Origin of the sequence: Streptomyces sp. NBC_00872 (assembly GCF_045161915.1) — a bacterium.
GTDB lineage: Bacteria > Actinomycetota > Actinomycetes > Streptomycetales > Streptomycetaceae > Streptomyces.
On sequence record NZ_CP108806.1, the window covers coordinates 8,075,938 to 8,093,759 of the forward strand.

General features: G+C 68.2%; 16 protein-coding genes and 1 pseudogene. 3 read left to right on the forward strand and 14 right to left on the reverse strand.

The features are described from left to right. Positions 1–59: 59 nt before the first annotated feature. The 8 genes and pseudogenes from OG214_RS34530 to OG214_RS34565 all read right to left on the reverse strand — a co-directional run bounded on the left by OG214_RS34530 (position 60) and on the right by OG214_RS34565 (position 8,333). On the reverse strand, positions 60–959 hold the full coding sequence (locus tag OG214_RS34530; protein ID WP_405986950.1) for an anchored repeat-type ABC transporter permease subunit: 900 nt from the start codon (positions 957–959) through the stop codon (positions 60–62). Continuing rightward, a complete protein-coding gene (locus OG214_RS34535; RefSeq protein ID WP_405986951.1) occupies positions 956–1,711 on the reverse strand; it encodes an anchored repeat-type ABC transporter ATP-binding subunit in 756 nt (251 codons plus the stop codon). Before OG214_RS34535 ends, OG214_RS34530 begins: the two co-directional genes overlap by 4 nt. Then, a complete protein-coding gene (locus OG214_RS34540; RefSeq protein ID WP_405986952.1) occupies positions 1,708–3,282 on the reverse strand; it encodes a TIGR03773 family transporter-associated surface protein in 1,575 nt (524 codons plus the stop codon). Before OG214_RS34540 ends, OG214_RS34535 begins: the two co-directional genes overlap by 4 nt. Next, complete coding sequence (locus OG214_RS34545) at positions 3,279–4,820, reverse strand: anchored repeat ABC transporter, substrate-binding protein (RefSeq protein ID WP_405986953.1); 1,542 nt, start codon at positions 4,818–4,820, stop codon at positions 3,279–3,281. The genes OG214_RS34540 and OG214_RS34545 overlap by 4 nt, the downstream gene beginning before the upstream one ends. A 109-nt stretch (positions 4,821–4,929) precedes the next feature. After that, complete coding sequence (locus tag OG214_RS34550) at positions 4,930–6,606, reverse strand: choice-of-anchor M domain-containing protein (protein ID WP_405986954.1); 1,677 nt, start codon at positions 6,604–6,606, stop codon at positions 4,930–4,932. Next, positions 6,606–7,253, reverse strand: a complete 648-nt coding sequence (locus OG214_RS34555) for a choice-of-anchor M domain-containing protein (RefSeq protein WP_405986955.1) — start codon at positions 7,251–7,253, stop codon at positions 6,606–6,608. The genes OG214_RS34550 and OG214_RS34555 overlap by 1 nt, the downstream gene beginning before the upstream one ends. 193 nt (positions 7,254–7,446) lie before the next feature. Then, the gene (locus OG214_RS34560) at positions 7,447–7,758 is read right to left on the reverse strand and encodes an ArsR/SmtB family transcription factor (protein ID WP_405986956.1); all 312 of its coding nucleotides are present in this window, start codon (positions 7,756–7,758) and stop codon (positions 7,447–7,449) included. Between the two features lie 81 nt (positions 7,759–7,839). After that, a pseudogene (locus OG214_RS34565) lies at positions 7,840–8,333 on the reverse strand (GNAT family N-acetyltransferase). 449 nt (positions 8,334–8,782) lie between these two features. Between OG214_RS34565 and OG214_RS34570 the strand changes: the two are divergent. Both OG214_RS34570 and OG214_RS34575 read left to right on the forward strand, forming a co-directional pair. Then, the gene (locus tag OG214_RS34570) at positions 8,783–9,562 is read left to right on the forward strand and encodes an endonuclease NucS domain-containing protein (RefSeq protein ID WP_405986957.1); all 780 of its coding nucleotides are present in this window, start codon (positions 8,783–8,785) and stop codon (positions 9,560–9,562) included. 358 nt (positions 9,563–9,920) lie between these two features. Beyond that, entirely contained in the window at positions 9,921–10,787 is an 867-nt protein-coding gene (locus OG214_RS34575) for a GNAT family N-acetyltransferase (RefSeq protein ID WP_405986958.1), read from the forward strand. A 193-nt stretch (positions 10,788–10,980) separates the two neighbouring features. Here the strand turns inward: OG214_RS34575 and OG214_RS34580 are convergent, their stop codons facing one another. The 6 genes from OG214_RS34580 to OG214_RS34605 all read right to left on the reverse strand — a co-directional run bounded on the left by OG214_RS34580 (position 10,981) and on the right by OG214_RS34605 (position 17,302). Further along, a complete protein-coding gene (locus OG214_RS34580) occupies positions 10,981–11,478 on the reverse strand; it encodes a hypothetical protein (RefSeq protein WP_405986959.1) in 498 nt (165 codons plus the stop codon). A gap of 16 nt (positions 11,479–11,494) precedes the next feature. After that, positions 11,495–13,096: a site-specific integrase gene (locus OG214_RS34585; RefSeq protein WP_405986960.1), complete on the reverse strand. Its 1,602-nt coding sequence runs from the start codon at positions 13,094–13,096 to the stop codon at positions 11,495–11,497. Positions 13,097–13,252: 156 nt separating this feature from the next. After that, the gene (locus OG214_RS34590; RefSeq protein WP_405986961.1) at positions 13,253–13,633 is read right to left on the reverse strand and encodes a hypothetical protein; all 381 of its coding nucleotides are present in this window, start codon (positions 13,631–13,633) and stop codon (positions 13,253–13,255) included. Next, positions 13,630–15,069 (reverse strand): hypothetical protein, encoded by a 1,440-nt coding sequence (locus OG214_RS34595; RefSeq protein WP_405986962.1) that lies wholly within the window; start codon positions 15,067–15,069, stop codon positions 13,630–13,632. Before OG214_RS34595 ends, OG214_RS34590 begins: the two co-directional genes overlap by 4 nt. Before the next feature lie 312 nt (positions 15,070–15,381). Then, on the reverse strand, positions 15,382–16,842 hold the full coding sequence (locus OG214_RS34600) for a site-specific integrase (protein WP_405986963.1): 1,461 nt from the start codon (positions 16,840–16,842) through the stop codon (positions 15,382–15,384). 124 nt (positions 16,843–16,966) lie between these two features. After that, positions 16,967–17,302, reverse strand: a complete 336-nt coding sequence (locus tag OG214_RS34605) for a hypothetical protein (RefSeq protein ID WP_405986964.1) — start codon at positions 17,300–17,302, stop codon at positions 16,967–16,969. Between the two features lie 106 nt (positions 17,303–17,408). On the opposite strand from OG214_RS34605, the gene OG214_RS34610 reads away from it, so the two are divergent. Beyond that, positions 17,409–17,783 carry a hypothetical protein gene (locus OG214_RS34610; RefSeq protein ID WP_362579662.1) on the forward strand — a complete coding sequence of 125 codons (375 nt, stop codon included), beginning with the start codon at positions 17,409–17,411 and terminating at the stop codon, positions 17,781–17,783. The last annotated feature ends 39 nt before the right edge of the window (positions 17,784–17,822 follow it).

Here is a 17,822-nt window from a genome sequence, read left to right on the forward strand (position 1 = left end):
TTCGCCTCACGCGCGAAAAGTCGTACGGTTCCGGTGTCCACGGCGTGGGCGGGCCGCTCTCATGCGGAGACCGCCCGGTCCGCGGACGTCCGGGGGGTCTCGGTGCGCCGTCGCCGAGCTCGCGCCAGCAGGCCGTGCCGGGGTGCCAGGCACCAGGTGAGGGCGAACAGGACGGTCAGGACGCACACGATGGAGCCGCCGGCCGCCAGGTCGTACGTGTATGAGACGTACAGGCCGGCCAGCGCCCCGAGGCCGCCGAAGAGCGAGGCCAGCAGCGTCATGGCCCACAGTCGGTCGGTGAGCATGCGGGCGGCGGCGGCCGGCGTGATGAGCAGGGAGAGGACAAGGACGTTACCGACCGCCTCCAGGGACAGCACGATCGTGGCGGTCACGACCGTGTACAGGATCAGGTCGAGGCGCAGGACGGGGAGCCCGGCCGCCCGCGCCGTTTCGCGGTCCAGGCTGACCGCGACGAGTTCCTTGCTCAGCAGCAGCACGAGCGTCACCAGGACCGTGCCGGCGCCCGCCGCTGTCCACACGTCCTCCGGACCGACCGCGAGCACCTGCCCGAACAGGAAGGACGACAGGTCGGTGGACCAGCTGTCCTGTGTGGACACCAGCACGATGCCCAGTCCGAAAGCGCAGGAGAAGAAAACCCCGATGACGGTGTCCTCTTTCAGCCGGCGGTTCTGTGAGACGAGCGCGATGAGGAGTGAGGTGGTGAGGCCGGCGAGTGCTCCGCCGAGGAGCAGGTTGCCGTGGAAGGCGTAGGCGAGGGCGACCCCGGGGAACGCCGAGTGGGACACGGCCTCGCCGATGAAGGCCATGCCGCGCAGTACTACGTAGACACCCACGACGCCGCACACCAGTCCGGTGATCATGGCGACCGCGAACGCCCTTTGCATGAAGGGGAGGTGCCAGGGGTCGGTCAGGAAGCCCACGAGGTCCGGGGAGGTCACGCGGCGGCTCCGATCGCGCTGTCCAGACCGAACGCCCGCAGCATCTGTGCAGGATCGGCGAGCAGTTCGGGGCCGCCCTCGGCGACGATCGTACGGTTGAGCAGCGCGACCCGTGTACAAGTGCGGGCGGCGGCCGCCAGATCGTGGGTGGTCATCAGCAGGCCCTTGCCGCCGGCGGCCAGACGGCCGAAGAGGTCGTTCAGCAGCTCCTGTGTAGGCGCGTCCAGACCGGTGAACGGCTCGTCGAGGAGCAGCAGTTGAGGATCGACCGCCAGCGCGCGGGCGACCAGCACCCGCTGCCGCTGTCCGCCGGACAGTTCTCCGACGGGGCGTCGGCGCATATCGGCGAGGCCGACGAGCTCCAGCGCCGCGTCGACGGCCGTCCGGTCGGCGGGCCCCGGCCGGCGCAGCCAGCCGATGGAGCGGGTACGGCCGGACAGCACCGCTCCCGCGATGTCGACGGGGAAGTCCCAGGCGAATTCGTGGCGCTGGGGCACGTATCCGACGAGGTGCCGGGCACGTGCCGGGGGCAGGCCGTCGATCAGGACATCTCCGCCGGAGAGCGGGACCAGGCCGAGGACGGCACGCAGCAGGGTGGTCTTGCCCGCGCCGTTCGGGCCGAGCAGGCCCAGCAGGTCGCCTCGGTGCAGCGTCAGCCGGGCGTCCTGGACGGCGGGCCGACCGCCGAGCGAGACGCCCACGTCACGGATCCGGAGCAGCGGCGGCGGCTGTTCCGCAGTGGCCTCGTTCACGCGGGCTTCCTCCCGGCCGTACGAGCCGTACCAGCCGCGCGCCGGCGCGTGGCGACGACGAAGGTGGCCCCGAGCGCGGCGAGCGCGGCGGCGGCCCCGCCCATCAGCGCGGTGTTCCCCGCGCCGGTGGAGGCCATGGAGCCGTCACTCTTCGCCGAGCCGTCGGACGGCACGCCGCCATCGGAGGCCGAGCCGCTGCCCGGGGTGCTGCCGTCGCCTCCGTCCGCGCCGGATCCTGGCTCGCTGCCCGATTCGCCGTCGGGCTTGACGGTGGACGGGTCCTGGTCGCCCACGACGAAGGTCACGGTCTCGGTGTCGCTCACAGCCCGGCCGTCGGCGAGCGTGCCGCTCATCGTGAACGTCAGCTTGTAGGTGCCTTCCTTGGTGAAGGCCCAGCCGCCGTGGGCGTGTGTGCTGGCGGGCACGTCGGTGGAGTCGGGGACCCCGTCCTTGCTGTTGAACAGCACGTTCGCACCCGACATCGCGTCGTACGTGTAGAGCGCGTACGCCCCCGGGCCCGTCACTTTCGTCAACGAGAACGTCACGCCGCCCTTGGTGGCTCCCGCGTCGATGTTGTCGGTGGACCAGCCGGGCCACAGCAGGCCCTCCTGCTGCACCTGGTCGAGCAGCCAGACGGGGTCGCCCGCCTTGCCGAGGAAGGCGAAGGCGTCGCTGTCCGGAAGTGTGTTCTTCGCCGAGGGTTTCACGTGCAGGACCACGGAGGAGGGCTCACGCCAGGTGGTCTTCCCGGAGACGGTTCCGTCCTTGATGTGGATCTGCATCGTGCCGTCGACGACGCGGGCGGCGAAGTCGATGTGGCCTTCGTCGAGGACTTTCGGAGTGGATACGGCGGCGGCCCGCGAGGAGACCGCGACGGACGCGGGTCTCCCTGCCGCCGGGGCGATCAGGGTCCGCGCCTGGGGTGCGTCCGGGGCCGAGTCGTCGGCCGGGGTCAGCTCGTCGTCAGCCGGAACCTCCACAGGGGCGGCCTGCGGCGGCCGAGTCGTTTCGCTCGCCCCCGCGATCGCCTCGTCCCCGACCAGGATCGTGTACACAGTCCCGACGGACAGGTGCCGCCCGTCGAGCGCCGTGGCCTCGGCCGTGAAGACGGCCTGGTACGTGCCCTCCGCGGTGAACTCCCACCGGGTGAATCCCCGCTGGCCCACGGGCAGTTCGTAGCCGTCGGGCAGCCCGTCCGCGCTGTCGAACAGCGGCGCTTCCTGCTCGCCGTCCCCGTGCACCCGCAGCTCGCCTGGCCCTTCGAGACCGGTCAGCGACCATCGCACGGTGTCCTGGTCCACCGTGTCGGCGTCTATGCCGGTGGTGTCCCAGCCCGGCGCCGGAGCGTCCCCCGGTTTCGTGTCGTCGATCGCGATGACGTGCGCGGCCGTACCGTCCGCGCCCTCGACGGCGTCGAGGCTCAGCACCTCGTCCGTGTAGGCGATCCGGCCCCATCCCGGCCGGCTGCCGCCGTCGGCGGCGGCAGCGGCGGCTCCACTGCCCGCGAGGGTGGCCGCAAGCGCCACCGCGACGGCGATCCGTTCCCTGTGTGACTTCTGTGTGGCCCTCATCGGGCTTCCTCCCCAAGGCACTTCGCGAGTTCGTTCGCGTTGTGCCGCATCATCGATACATAGCCGTCGGCGTTTTCGTCGAACGAGTCGCCGTAGATCGTGCAGACACCGACTCCTTGGTCCTGGGCGACCCGGCGCAGCACGTCCGAGCGGGCCGCGAGGTTCGGTTCCAGGAACACCGACGGCACCCGCTTCTCACGGATGGTGGTGCCGAGTTCCTCGATCTGGGCGGCGCTCGGCTCCCGGTTGGGCACGGGCACGACGAAGCCCGCGACCTCCATGCCGTATGCCTTGGCGAGGTAGCCGAAGGCGTCGTGCGTGGTGATGAGCTTCCGGTTCCGCTCGGGAATGGTCGCGAGCTTCTTCGCGACTTCCGCGTCCAGTTCCCCGAGCGTCTTCAGATACGACTCGGCGTTCTTCTCGTACGTGGCCTTCCCTGCCGGATCGGCCTTGATCAGCTCGGCCTCGATCCGCCGGACGTACGCCTGGGTGTTGGCGACGTCCTCCCAGGCGTGCGGGTCCAGATCACCGTGCACGTGCTTGCCGACGACGGCCTGCGGCAGCACCCACAGGTCCGCGCCCGGCTCGCCGAGGAAGCCGTACGCCTCCTCCTTCGGCACCGACTCCTTGGCCCGGTCGGGCACATTGAGGACGACGCCGTCGGCAGCGAGACGCGTGCGCGCCCCGCTCTTCTCGTCGTCGGCGCGTACGTAGACCTTCCCGGTCTCCGCGTTCAGCGTGAGGTCGGCGTGGCCGGCGTCCAGCAGGGAGGCGCCCGTCGGTCTGGCGGTAGCGTCGCCGACGCGGAAGGTGAAGGTTCCGCTGCCGATGTCCTCGGTCTTCCCGTCGAGAGTCTCGGTCCGCCCCTGGACGGTCAGCCGGTACGTACCGGACTCGCTGAACGCCCAGTTGACATGGGTATGCGCCTCGGGCGGCAGGGCGAAGGAGTCCTTGGCGTCGAGGCCGTCGGCGGAGTCGACGTACACCTGCGGCCTTCCGAGCGTGTCGGTGAGGTAGACGCGCAGATCGCCCGGACCCTCCACCTTCGTCGCGGTCGTACGGACCTGGGAGCCGTCGCCGGCAACCTCGCCCTCCACGGCCCAGCCGAGCCAGAGGACGTCGAGCCCGAGGTCCTCCTCCAGCTTCATGACCGTTCCGCCGTACTGCTCCAGCTTCTCGGCGATCTCGATCTTCGGCGCCGACTTGGGCGCGTTGTTGTGGACCATCTTCATGATCCCGGGTTCTTCGAGCAGCAGTCCGTTGCCGAACACGACGTCCGCCTTCACGACCTTGGCCGCGTCGCCGGGGCTGGGCTCGTATGAGTGCGGGTCGCCGTTGCGCGGTACGACCGAGGTGACGTCGACGCGGTCGCCGCCCACCTGCTCGACAAGGTCCGCGACGATCGCGGTGGTCGTGGACACCGTCAGCGTGGCGTCGGACGACCCGGCCCGAGGGCCGCTGCATCCGGCCGCCGCCGTGGCGAGCAGCGCGCAGGCGGCGGTGAGCACCGTGGTGGTGCGTCGGGCGTGGCCCCGCATGGGGATTCCTTCCTTCTCTGATGCCCCCTGGTCACAGAGGGCACGACGCATAGCCGCGTACGGCGGTCCAGGCGGTTGGCCCGGCCCGGATCCGCCGCACGCGGAGCTGTCATCGGGCGGTATGCCGACGGCGTACGGCGAACATCGCCCCGCCGCCCGCGAGCAGCGCGGCCACCGCGGCGCCGGCGATCACGGCGGTGCCGGTGCCGGTGGAAGCGAGTCCGCCGGCCGGTGTGCTGCCGGATGCTGAACTCCCGCTTGTGCCGGTGCCGTTGGAGCCGCCGTCCGCCGATGCTCCGCCTGAGCCGGCGGGACCCGTGGCCGACGGCGTGGTAGACCCGTCCGGAGCGGACGGGGCGGGTGACGAAGACGGCGATGCCGATGCCGATGCCGATGCTGTGGCTGTGGCTGTTGGTGTCGCCGTCGGTTCATCGCCCGTGCCCGGTGTGACGGTTGACGGGTCCACATCCCCGACGGCCCATGCGAGCGTCTCCGTATCGCTGACCCTCCTGCCGTCGGCGAGCGTGGCGCTGACAGTGAAGGTGGTGCGGTAGACACCTTCCGCGGCGAAGGTCCAGTTCCAGTGACTGTGCGCGTGCGTGGTGTGTGCCAGGGCGTCCGGCAGCCCGTCCCCGCTGTTGAGCCGGACGTCCACGGATCCGAACGAGCCCGAGTTGAACACGGCGACCGCACCTGGTCCCTGGACTGTGTCGAGCCGGTAGGTGATGTCCCCGTCGACCTCCGCCTTGGCGTACTCCTCGGTGCTCCAGCCGGGCCACAGGAGACCGTTGATCTGCTGCAACGGCAGCCACCACACCGGGGCTCCGACAGTGCCCAGGAACTCGTACCCCTCCGTGACCCTGCGCTTGGCGGCGGGCCTCACATGCAGGACGACCTCGTCGGGCTCGTACCACTCGTACGACTGCGAGCTGCCCTCCTTGATCTGGAACTGGAGGGCGCCGTCCACCGGCCGGGCGGCCAGGTCGAGGTGACCGTCGGCGATGACATGCACGGTGGGCGGCGTGGCGGGCGGCGTCGTACCGCCCGTGGGCGTGGGCGAGTCGCTCGGAGTGGGGGTCGTGCCGTCGCCCGGCACCACCTCGGCCGGGTCTACGTCGTCCCCCACGACCACGGCGAGCGTCTCGGTGTCGGAGGCGCCCCCGGAGGTCACGGTGAAGGTGAGTCTGTAGACGCCCTCCGCGGTGAACATCCAGATCGGCAGCAGCCGTTGCTGGTCACCAGCGAGGGTGAAGGCGTGCGGAGACGTTTCCGTGCTGCCGAGGTGGATCTCCGGCGATCCGTCGGACCAGTCCGTCTCCTGTGTGTAGGTGGTCATGCCGAAGTCACCGGGCCCCTCGTAGCCGGACAGCGTCACCTCGGTGGCGCCTCCTGCTTCGGTGCCCTTCCAGCCGGGCTCGGGCGCGAAGAGGCTCTCCGCCTCCCAGCCGTTGAGCTGCCAGGTGTCCTGGTCGGTGGTGCCAAGGGCGAGGGCGACCGGGTTCGGTGTGTACTGGAGCGTGGACTGCGGAGCGTGCAGCACGACACCGGAGGGCTCGTACGTCACCGCCGTGCTTTCCGAGCGGTCGTCGATCTGCAGCTGAAGCTCTCCGTCGACCAGCCGGGGGGCGAAGTCCAGTTCGCCCCCGTCGAGAACGACGGCGCCGCCGGCGGCGCGGGAAGACCCGCTGCCGCCGACGACCAGCCCTGCCGCGCCCACGAGTACCGCGGTCGCCGCCGTCAGCGCCGCGGCTGTCAAGGAGCGTCGGCCGCGCGTCAGGGCTCTCATCACGAGCTGACGACGGCGGTGTACGTCTCGGTGACGGACTCTGAGACTCCGCCGACCGTGCCCTGGACGCGGAACGTCAGCTGGTAGGTGCCGGCCTCCTCGAAGGCCCAGTTGGCGTGGTTGTGCGTGGCCACGCCGAAGGAGCGGGACTTGAAGGTGGTGATGGCGGGGTTGCTGTCGAACCAGCGGCTGCCGCTGCCCGCGTAGATGCTGAAGTCCTCGGTGGCGGCTCCATTCCGGGTGGCGCTCACGAGTGTGTAGGTGACGGAGTTGTTCGCGAAGACGCCGGTGGTGAGGCTCTCGGTGGAGATGCCCGGGAACAGCACCCCGGCCGCGTCGGCCTCGATCTCGGTGTCCGGCAGCAGCCAGATCTGGCTGCCCGATCCCAGGAACGCGTAACCGGGGTTGGTGACCTTCGCCGCCGCCGGGACCACCAGGTTCACGTCGGCCGGCTCGTATTCGGTGTCGGTCTCCTCGTCGTGGACGTGCAGATGCAGGTCGGTGCCGTCCCATTCGGCGTCCAGGACGTCCACGTGACCGCTGCTGAGCGGCGTCAGGGCTATCGCCGGAGTGGCGGCGAGGCCGGTCACTGCGAGCGCTGCGGCGAGCGAACCGGTGACGGTGAGTGTGCGGGTGAATGCACGCAAAATGATCCCCCCAGGATCAGAAGGCGCACGAACTTGAACGTGCGCAGACAAGTAACATGGTAATCATTTTCAAAATGGATTGCAATGAGTCGTCTGTGACCCGGGGGATGCGGGATGGGTGGGTCACGGAACGGGGACGGCCGTCCGGCGGGAGGCCGGACGGCCGTCGGGGGTCGTGGCGCCAAGGTCGGCGCTACTCCTGGGCGTGCTTGATGGCATCGAGTGCGATGTGGCCCGCATGGTCGTCGATCAGGCTGTACTGCATCTCGCGAGCCTGGCGCCTGGCTGTGACGATCCAGGAGGTGCGCAGTACTCGTCGGTGCTGCGAGACGAGCGGCTGACTCACTTCGAGGGCGGCCACCAGCTCGTGGACGTACTTCGAGCCATTGGACAGCTCGCGCAGTATGCCGAGGCGTACGGGCGAGGCCAGGACGCGCGGCAGGTCACTGGCGGCCTCCAGGGCGTGCTGCGGGTCGTTCGCGGGACTTGGGGCCGGTGTCAGCACCTCTCACCCGTCACCGCACGCACCGTGGGGGGCAACGCGAAGATCCAGCTCGTCCCCACGAAGAGCCCCTACCAGAACGTGTCACAGGGTGAGGCTCATCAGAATCTCGTCGCGGTCGTCTCCGGGGACCACCCGCAGCGCCCCCGGCCATCGGCCGACCTCGACCCAGCCCAGCTTGAGGTAGAACTCCTCCAGTCCCAGTCCCAGACCCGCCCTCGCGGCGAGGCCAAGCCTTTCCGGACCCATCTCGTCACGGGCGACGTCAGGAACGCGGCGCATCAACGCGCCACCGATCCCCCGCCCGCGGAACCGGGGGTGTGTCTGGACATGGCTGACCACTCCGCAGTGAGCGACGAGCGGGTGCGCATCACGCCGAAGGAGTGGCCATCCCGCCAACACCCCTCCATAGCAGCCATGAGCAGCCTGCTCCGTTGCGGGTCGAGTGCGTGGACGATCTGATCCAGTACCGGTCCGACTTCCCGGGGAGCAACCGGCGGCGGTGGGAAACCGTGCGGGATGACCGCGCCGCCGGCGTTGCTCACCGTCACCCAGCAGTCGACCAGCTCTCGCCTCAGGTCGGGTGTCAGCTCGTGGGGCCGAGTGATCTGTATGAACTCAGGTCAGCTCACTGCCTCATGCTCTGCCATGACGGTCAGCCTGCCAGAAAGGTACGGCCTCGGCGGCCTGATCCATCGGGTGCCACGTCGCTGATCTGGCAAACGCGCAGGTGGGAAGGGGGCTGGCTCTTCCGAGTCGGGCCCCTGGTCTTTTCCCGTGCTGGGATGGTGTTGGGAAACCTGACCCCTCGTCACACGTCATCACCCCTGCTCACCGCTACCGTGCTGGGATCGTGCTGGGATGCTGGTGAGGCCCCCGTGCTGGTTCGTGGGCGGCAGCTTCGCAAAGGAGAAAGCGGTACCGCCGAGCGGCATGCGCTCACACTTTCTTCACGGATCACAAGGCCCTCGCGGAAACAAATCCGCACCTGCCTGGCGTTATCCATCTCCGGATCGAGGAGGGGAAGGTGTCGGGCCTGAAGCTGTTCCACACGACGAAAAGCGGCGTGACCGAGTTCACGCCGCGTCTTGCTGAGGTCGAGGCGGATGTGCAGGACCTCGTCGAGGCGCACATGGAGACGCTGCTGGGAGTTCGTTTCCTGGCGAGCGAGTACGGCACGGGGCCGGTCCACGGGGGCCGGATCGACTCGCTCGGGCTGGACGAGAACGGGTCGCCGGTCATCGTGGAGTACAAGCGGGGCGTCGACGCGGGCGTCATCAACCAGGGCCTTTTCTACCTCTCGTGGCTGATGGACCACCGGGCCGAGTTCGAGCACCTGGTCCGCGGCCGGCTCGGGGCCACGGCCGCGTCCCAGGTCCTTTGGAGCGGGCCGCGCCTGATCTGTATCGCCGGCGACTTCACGCGCTACGACGTACACGCCGTGCGCGAGCACCGGAGGTCGATCGACCTGGTCCGCTACCGACTCTTCGGTACCGACCTGCTCGGGCTTGAGACCGTGGCCTCCGTGAGCGGCGGCACGCAGGGAGCTCGGCGGGCACGTCGCCAGGCGGTCGCCTGGGCGGCGGCCGACGTCCAGGGTGCGTCGATGGCCGAGCTGGCGAACGCGGTCGACGAGGCGTTGCTCGGCCTCGACGACGGCGTGAACCGTGTTGAGCGCAAGCAGTACCGGGCTTGTGTCGGCAGACGCTGTGTCCCACGCAGGTCATGTCGCTTTACGCGAGGGGCGGGCATCCCCGTTGTGTCGCGTTGCAGAGAGGCATGCTGTCCCTTTGTCCGGCACGACTGAGTGACTGATATCACGTCGGCGTGGGGGTGCTACGTCGGCTGGAACGATAGGTGAAGGTATGGGTTCGGGCATAGGGGCCTTCCATATAGGGGGCATTCACGAGTGAGTTCAACCAGGGTCGATGTGACGCCTTGGGGATCGTTTCCGGCTTGTGAGTGATCGTTCCCCACCATCGCTGTGTCCGGGGATGCTGGTGCAGTGACGCGAAGACGGTTGAAGGTCTCGCGCTTGCTGCCGGTGAGATGCCGCTCTGATCGCGTCTGCGGGGCGGGGCGGACGCCGCCACTCTGGTCGGGAGCAGTTACGTCACGTGGGCTGAAAGTGCTCCCCGAGTCGAGGTCATCCGGGATCATGAAGCATGCTCCCGGATGACTGGCACCTCACCCAAGACGTCAACGACTTCCTCGCCCGAGTCGGGGACTTCCTGCGCTCGCGCCCCGCTCTACACAACACGCCGCTGACTGACATCGAGAAACTGCGGATACATGGGACGGCCGAACACGACGCCGAAGCTCCCGTCTTCGGCCGACTGGAGTCAGGAGGCGAAGTCCGCGCGATCTTCTATCTCACTCCGCGCGGTCGCCTGGGCCTCACCCCTCTCTCTGCCGAGCAGATCGACGCCCTCGCTCCTCATCTGGCCAGCCTCGGACACTCGCCGTCCAACGTCATCGCGGACCACGACACTGCCGGCGCTTTCGCCGAGTCATGGCAGCGGCACACGAGCGCAGCGCCAGAACTCTTCTGGCGGACGCATCTCTACCGTCTCGGCACGCTCACTCCACCGCAGCCGTGCCCAGAGGGCCGGGGGCGCATCACGGGAGGGCGGGACCGTGAGCAAGTCGTGTGCTGGTGCCGTGAGTTCTGTGTCGACGTTGGGGAACAGCGTTCCATCGACTTGATCGACGCCGGCTCCTGGGACGACTCGCGCTTCGGCGACAGGCACTTCACGTTCTGGGAGACCCCGGAGGGCACACCCGTCTCGATGGCGGCCGCGACCTCGATCGTCGGCGGCATGGTCCGGGTGGACCCCGTCTACACCCCGGCCCACCTCCGGGGCCGCGGCTACGCGGGCGCTGTGACGGCCGAGGCGAGCAGGGCAGCGCTGACCGCGGGCGCGACGGACGTTGTCCTGTTCACGGACCCGGACAACCCCACCAGCAATGCCCTCTACCAGCGCATCGGGTACGTCCACGTCGCCGACTTCGCCGGGTACAAGTTTTCCTGAGGCGCGCCACAAGGCACGTGAGGGGCATGACCGACGCCAGCTGCGGCCGCCGAGAGGCGGCTGACGAAGGCGGTGGCGCGCCAGTCGAGGTAGTTGGCGTTGAGGAGATTATTGGTGCGGACGGTGAGGGAACGCGGCGGGCCATGCCGACGGGCTCCCTCGCCGTTTTCTGCCACATTGGTCGGCGTCAGGGTCAGCTGCACGATCCGTACGGTGCCGTTCCGGGGCGGGCGGCGGGCAGGCAGCGGACGTTGCCGAGGGCTGCGGCCTGTTCCCGTAGACGTACGATCTCGTCGTGCTGTGCAGCCAAGCGTGAGACGGCGAGTTCCTTGAACGTGGTGAGCTCGGCTACGGTCTCGTCCCGCTGAGCCAGGCGTTCCTTGAGATCGGCGACTTTGGCCTTGAGCCGTTCGATCTGCGCGATCCGCGGGTCGACGACCTCTCCGGCCTCCTGCAGAGTACGAAGGCGCCGCTCGAACTCTACGGCGAGGTGCTGGTAGGGGCCGGGACGGGTGGTGCCGTCACGGTTCTTCTTCGGGTAGAACGCGGCGCGGGTCACGCCGGCTTCGGTGGCCAGTGTCTTCAAGTCGCAGCTGCCGCCGTGCGGGAGGTCACCCTTCAGGAGCCGGTCCATCGCGGCCCGGACGGCCTCCTCGTTGCGGGCGCGGGTCTCTGCGCTGATTCGAGCCATGAGGTGAGGTTTCTCCTTACGCGGCGGCGTCGATCGAGGCCAGGACTTGCACGTCCCGATCCAAGTCGGCCTGCAGTCGGGCCTTTTCGGTCTTGTGGTTGCGGCCGATCGACCCGATGAAGACCTGTTTGGTCCGTACGCTCTCGGCCCACACCGGGCGGTGGCAGGGATGGTGGGTGGCCTGCGGGCAGCGGGCGGAATCGCACATGCCCGCCAGCGGCTTCGTCGCGTTCGGGGTGCCGGCCAGCTTCAGGCACAACGCCTTGGAGGGGTCGATGAACCAGCAGTAGTTCGCCACCCCCAGGTGCAGGACGCCGGCGACCTCGGCGAGGAGGGCTCTCACCTCCTGGTCGCTGCCGACGACCGTGGGGTCCTCCGCGGCAGCGCGAGCCAGCTTCCCGTCGACGCTGGCGAAGAAGCTGATCAGATCACGGGCACCGGGACCTGACGGCATCTCGCCCTGCTGATAGCGCCGGTACTCGGCCAGCACAAGGTCCTTGTTACGCTCTGCTTCCTCGGCATTGACCTCAGCGAGGAACTTGGCCTGTGCCCCGCCCGGACGGGCCGCGTATCCTTCCGTTGTCACCACAGACAAGTGCTTGAGCTGCACTTTTGCGGCCAGCAGGCCACCGGGGCGGTAGGCGATCTCCAAGGCGAGTGTGCGCCTGAGCATCCTCGTTGTGAGTTGTCCCTCCGGGATCGGCGCCAGTCCAAGTGCCTGTCCCGCGGTGCCGTTGACCCACTGACGGAACAGCGTGAAGCGGTCGCTGTCGAGTGGCGAGGTGAGAAGGGGGTCACCGATCTCGGCCTCCGGGCCCAGGAGTTGCTCGGCAACCTCGGCTGCCTGATACGCCTCCCAGATCACGACCCATTCATCGGGAACGCCGCCCAGTGGCTTTCCCTTGATGACCCGGCTCGCCAGCTTGTACCTCTTCAGCCCCGGGCCTGCCTCGATAGGGGGAACACGGCATCCCACATTCATCTCTCGCAGTTCGCTCTGGCGCATACCAGAAAGCGCCACGATGACCACGTGCGAAGCGGTCTTCACTACGCCGGTGAGCGCCCGCAGGCCGCGCTCGGACAGCGGCCCCGACCAGGGCGCCTCCCCTTGGCCGTCGGCTCGCTCCACCATGCTGGCCCCGCGGCAGAACGGTTCCTCGATCCCAACGGCCTCCACCGCTTCCTCCAGCACGTCGCGCACCGACAGCAACGTGGGAGGGCTGATTTCTCTCCGGCCGGCTTCCGCTGCGAGGGCGTAGAGGTTGACCTGGCCCAACGGATCGTCCTTGCTGATCCACTTCCGGGGCTTGGCCCAGTTGACGTTCCTGTCGAAGGGACGCTGGTCTTCGACATGGCGGCGAATGACCGCCTCAAGTTCGTCTAGATCCATACGTGCTGCGGGCAGCGCTGCCCGATGGGCGACATAGCGCCGCTTGGCGTCAAGTTCGCGGAGCAGGGGCGGGGCCAGGTTCTGGACGAGGTAGAGGGCTGCACCCAGGAGCGGCTGAAAGGTCGGATCCGCGACCGGCGGCGTCTTGTTCGCATTGCCGCTGGGCTTGCTGGTGGCCTGTCCCGGGAACGGCCGCAACCCGGGGTGGTAACGGTCGGTGGTGAACAACTCGCTGTAGCGGGCAAGCCCGATGATCGTCAGCTCGACCGCTCTGCGGACGCTGGGGCGGTCGTGTGTCTTCTTGCCGTTGGGACGGTGGGTGGCGCGGTACTGGGCGAAGGACTTGCAGTGATGTTCGGTGACCTCGCCGAGCTCAGTGACCCCCTAGGCGGTCAGCCAGTTCAGCCACCGGACCAGTTCCAGAAGTTCGGCGTACAGGCCGTTGACGACGCGGACCGTCCGGTTGGCGTACGGCAGCGTTCGGACGGCTTCGTGCCCGGGGGCCATCTGGGCGGCGATGTACTCCTTGGCCACCGTCTTCCACCGCTCATTGATGATCCCCGAGAAGTCCAGGCGCCGTGCGCATTTCGCCACGTAGGCGGGGATACCGATGACCTGGGTGAAGACCCAGACGTCGTCCTCGAAGACCGAGCGGACCGCCCCGATGGGGAGGACGAAGCCGGCCAGGCCGCAAATGTCGGCCCCGGCGAAGGGCGACGGTGCAGTTCCGGACGGCCGGACCTCGGTCAGGGGTGTGGTGCTCACAGGGTGCTCTCCTCGGGCAGGAGCGGTATCTCGGCGTCGGTGTCGGTGACCTGGGCGGCAGCCGCAGCGAGCTGCGTCGGGTCGTACTTGATCAGGACTTCCTCGATACGCTGGGCGTAGTGGCCGAAGACGGCCATGAACTGCGCGGCGGGCATCTGCTGCCACTGCCGGGCGAAGAACGCCTTCATGCGCAGGAGGTTCGCTGCGTGCTGCGGCGTGAACAGGGCGAGTGGACACAGCAGGCACACCCAGGGGCGGGCCGGGCACGGCTTTCCCTTCGGGCCGTGCACGCCGGCGGTCGGATCGGCGCAGGACGCCACGAACACATCGCGCTGGCCACCCACGAGTTCGGCGATCGCCTGATCGTCCAACTCCAGTTCGCTGACCAGCTGCGGGAACTGACGGGCAAGGTCGGCGACCTGCTCGTCCGACAGCACCATGGGCGGTTGGCCCCTGCGGAGCAGATCGCCCTGGGCCTGCTCGACGATGTCCTCCAGGGCGCTCTGCTGGGCCTCGGTCATCGACGGCAGGTAGTGATCGCCTTCCACTCCCGGGGTGTGGTTGGGGTCGATCGTCGAGCGCCGGCTGCCGATCCAGGAAGAGCGGTCCCGGTGGGACTCAAACGTCGTGCGGATCCGGTGACGATGCACCGTGACTGGCGCCCCGTTGGCGTCGACCACCCCCGCATCCCGTGACCAGTCGACGGTGGTGGACTTGTAGGGGCGCCCGTACCTCCACGGCCCGAGGCCCTCGTCGCCCGCGCGACGCGAGGTGTAGGCGAGCCACAGCCACAGTCCGTTGCGCAGCCGCGGTGGGCAGTGCGACCTCGCCAGTTCGGCATACTCAAGCCACCGTTCCAACAGCCGCACAGCCTTGCTCGGCAGCGTGATGCTCTCCTCGGACGTACGGCCCTTGATATAGCGGACCAGCACCGCACTGTCGCCGGCCCAGTCGAGGCCGTCGACGCCCAGATCGACGATGCCGTCCGGCACGATGCCGCTGTACACGCCGAACAGAACCTGGTAGGCGATGACGACGCGAGGGCTGGGGAAGAGCGCTTCGCGTGCTTCCACGAAGAAGCGCTGATGGCCACGGCCGATCCGATAGCGCATCTGCTCGTGCGGCACACCGGCGTGCTCGGCCAACTCCCGTGTTGTTGCGGGGCCGTGGTGCACCATCAACCAGAAGATGTTCTCTCGCGTCCAGCCGTGCACGTACGGGTCCTGGCCGGCCTCTGCCGTTGCTCTGGCCGCCCGGTACGCAGCCCATGACTCCTTGGCGATCGTGCGGGCTGCACGGGTCAGCCCTGTCCAGGCGATTTCGTCGTACGGCGGCAGCGGCTCACTGTTCGGGTGCCGGTTGTAAAGACGCCCTTGGACAAGTTCCCGGACATCCGGCGCCAGCACGGGAGTCTCGGCGTCCAGGGCGGCGAGCATGCGGCGACTCTCCGACTCCCGTCGATTTCCCGCCTCCCAGGGCTGCGAGTCCGGTGCGGGTCAGCTCGGCCACTCCGCCCCGATGACCACGCTTCTCCAGTTCGCCGACGAACCAGTCGATGGTCCCCTTGTACTTTTCCGCGGTCCGGTGCGAATCACCCGGGCCGTGTGGGTGCATGAGGTAGACCAGGCCCGTCAGCAACTCGCGGACCAGCAGGGGGTTCACCGAGTCGTCGACGTTCAGGGTCGACGTGGTGCCGCGGGTGAACGTGCAGAACAGCCGCAGAGGGTTCTCCAGGATCTCCGCGGGCATCAGATATCGTCCTCATCGAAGTCGTCGAACTCGGCATCGGCCTCGCGTTCGGCGTCGGCGAGCAGATCGTGGTCGTGGCCCGCGCGCTCGTATGCCTCGCGGTAGATCCGGGTGGTGTCCAGGCGCCGGAGGTATACCTCCGTGGTGAGGGTGCTGGTATGACCGAGGAGGTCCCGCAGGATCATCACCGGGTCGTTCTTGCGCAGGTAGAGCGCCAGGGCCGCGTCCGCGTCGGTGTCCCTGACGAGCTTCGCGACCTGGGCGTAATAGCCGCCGATCAGCATCTCGAGCGTTCTGATCGCGAACGTATGACGACATCGGTGCGGGGCCGTATGCGGGAAACGCGGATCGAATCGATGCCTGATCCGCTCCGAGGTCCGCTTGAAGACCGTCGGCCAGTCGCGAAACGGACTCCCATCACTCTGCACGGCCAGCAGCATTGATCCGCCCTCCGGCCGGACCAGACACCGGCGTTCTCGTGGCGTCAACTCGGCCCACAACACGCGCTCACCATCGACCCGGCCACCGACCTCGTCTGCCTCGGTCACCACCAGCGGCGAACCCCACTTGGCCGGCGGTATCCATGACGAGCGATTCACCGCCACGGCACGCTGCAGCCGCAGGTACTGGTGCAGCCGGGCGAGTGGGTCGTATGTCGTCCACGTGGTGCGGAACTTCCGGCCCTTCGTGACCCCGGGCGGCACCGGAACCCAGATCGGCAGCTCTGTCCGGCGGGGCGGCAGTGGCGGAACCTCGCACTCCAGCATGTACGTGAACTCCTGCCGCCGCAGCCCGCTGGACAAGACATAGCCGCCCACCGCCGAGTTGCGTGCCGTCGTCCGACCCCGGTAAAGACCGTCCTCGGCGCCGTCCGGGCGCAGACCGCCCAGCCCCTTCAGGAACGTCTCCTCGAAGTCCTTCTCGAAGTACTTGATCGTCACGTGCGGCTTCGGCGTCCGCCTCTTGGAAAGGTTCACCGACTGCAGGCGCACCTGGTCGCCGTACGCCGTGACGGCCTGCTTGTAGGTGAACGGCACCGCAGTTGTGAGCTCTTCATCCTCGGCCCACCCATAGAACAGGGACAGGATGCTCATGTGCTGGTTCCAGGTGGATGCGGCGAACCTTTCCTTCAGTGGGCCGCACGCGCGGTGTACCGCGTATGCACTCAGACCGCGTCGCAACTCGCCTCGGTTGTCAAAGAGTTGGATGCCCCTGCTGGCCAGGAATTGTGTCCAGTCCCGCACAACCCGAACGTAGGTTTCCCAGGAGTTCGAGGCCGGGCAGCCGTTTGCCGGGAGTTCCTGGGCCCACCGGTTGATCACGGTCGTGATGCGGGGGCCAGCCGAGTCTTCGAAGAGGAGGTCGTCGTCAAGCAGGATCGGCATCCGGTCCGGGATGACCGGTTGGCTCGATAGCCCCCAGGACTCCCAGGTGGCAGAGGAGAAGAACGTCATCAGCATGGCGGGGACCGTACCTATGCGACTCAAGCGACTGCAAAGCGCAAACGCGCTGGTCACTAGGACGCGAGGCGGCAATGAGACGCTGCAGTTCTGTGCACAGAAGGCCCCGCGAAGAGGTCGAGTATCACGCGGCCGGCCCGAAAACGTCCTGAGCCAGCGCGTCCGCATCCCTGCGGCACGCCCAGGGCGAGCAGCCGTCTACAAAGCCGTTCTCCAGATCGTCGGCCTCGTCCGCACCGATGCTCAGGGCAGCCCGTTCGGCGGCGGTGACGTGGTCGATCGGCGCCTGGCTCAGCGGGACGCGGGAGCGGTGCAGGAACGCCTCGCCGAGCAGCCGGCCGCCCGACGCGTTGGCGCGGGCATTTCCCTGCCGGATGGCTGCGTCGAATTCGATGACGTCCGCCCACTCGGACGGGGAAGTGTCCCTGATGTGCCGCCATTGCGCATTTCCGTGGAACATGCAAGTTATTGAGAATTGAGACAGGGGTGTGACCTTTCGTCTGGGGGAGGGAGGGCCCTCCCGGGGCGGTTGTGGGGTGCGTGAGCGGGCGTGGTAGACACGCGGCATGGCTGCGTTCATGGCGTTCTTCGATGGTTCGACCACCACCTGGCGGGTCAGCTCAGCCGCCGTGACTTCCGGGATCACGGAACTCTGGGCCGAGGTCGAAGCCGATCCGACGCAACGCAGTGAGGTATGTGCCTTCAGCTGGAGCTTCTGCACGGATGAGGGCCCGGGCGAGGTGCTTCTGCCGGATGATGGGACGGGCCTGTACTTGGACGCGGCCCTGGCAGACTCGGCGCAGGTCGCCTGCTTGCTTCGCCGGCTGATGCCGGATTCCGTCGAGCTGGTGTTCTGCGATCAGGGATACAACTTCGATGTTCGAGTCCAGCCGGGCGTCACCGCGGCGGAGCTCATCGCAGACGTGGATGCCCAACCCTGAGTGGGAACTGTCCGCAGGCGATCGCGGCCTGGCGAAGGC

Bases quoted from the DNA above. Each gene is read 5' to 3' on its own strand.
- OG214_RS34540 (WP_405986952.1), bottom strand. From the start codon at position 3,282: ATGAGGGCCACACAGAAGTCACACAGGGAACGGATCGCCGTCGCGGTG.
- OG214_RS34545 (WP_405986953.1), bottom strand. From the start codon at position 4,820: ATGCGGGGCCACGCCCGACGCACCACCACGGTGCTCACCGCCGCCTGC.
- OG214_RS34550 (WP_405986954.1), bottom strand. From the start codon at position 6,606: ATGAGAGCCCTGACGCGCGGCCGACGCTCCTTGACAGCCGCGGCGCTG.
- OG214_RS34575 (WP_405986958.1), top strand. From the start codon at position 9,921: ATGCTCCCGGATGACTGGCACCTCACCCAAGACGTCAACGACTTCCTC.
- OG214_RS34580 (WP_405986959.1), bottom strand. From the start codon at position 11,478: ATGGCTCGAATCAGCGCAGAGACCCGCGCCCGCAACGAGGAGGCCGTC.
- OG214_RS34595 (WP_405986962.1), bottom strand. From the start codon at position 15,069: ATGCTCGCCGCCCTGGACGCCGAGACTCCCGTGCTGGCGCCGGATGTC.
- OG214_RS34600 (WP_405986963.1), bottom strand. From the start codon at position 16,842: ATGCTGATGACGTTCTTCTCCTCTGCCACCTGGGAGTCCTGGGGGCTA.
- OG214_RS34605 (WP_405986964.1), bottom strand. From the start codon at position 17,302: ATGTTCCACGGAAATGCGCAATGGCGGCACATCAGGGACACTTCCCCG.
- OG214_RS34610 (WP_362579662.1), top strand. From the start codon at position 17,409: ATGGCTGCGTTCATGGCGTTCTTCGATGGTTCGACCACCACCTGGCGG.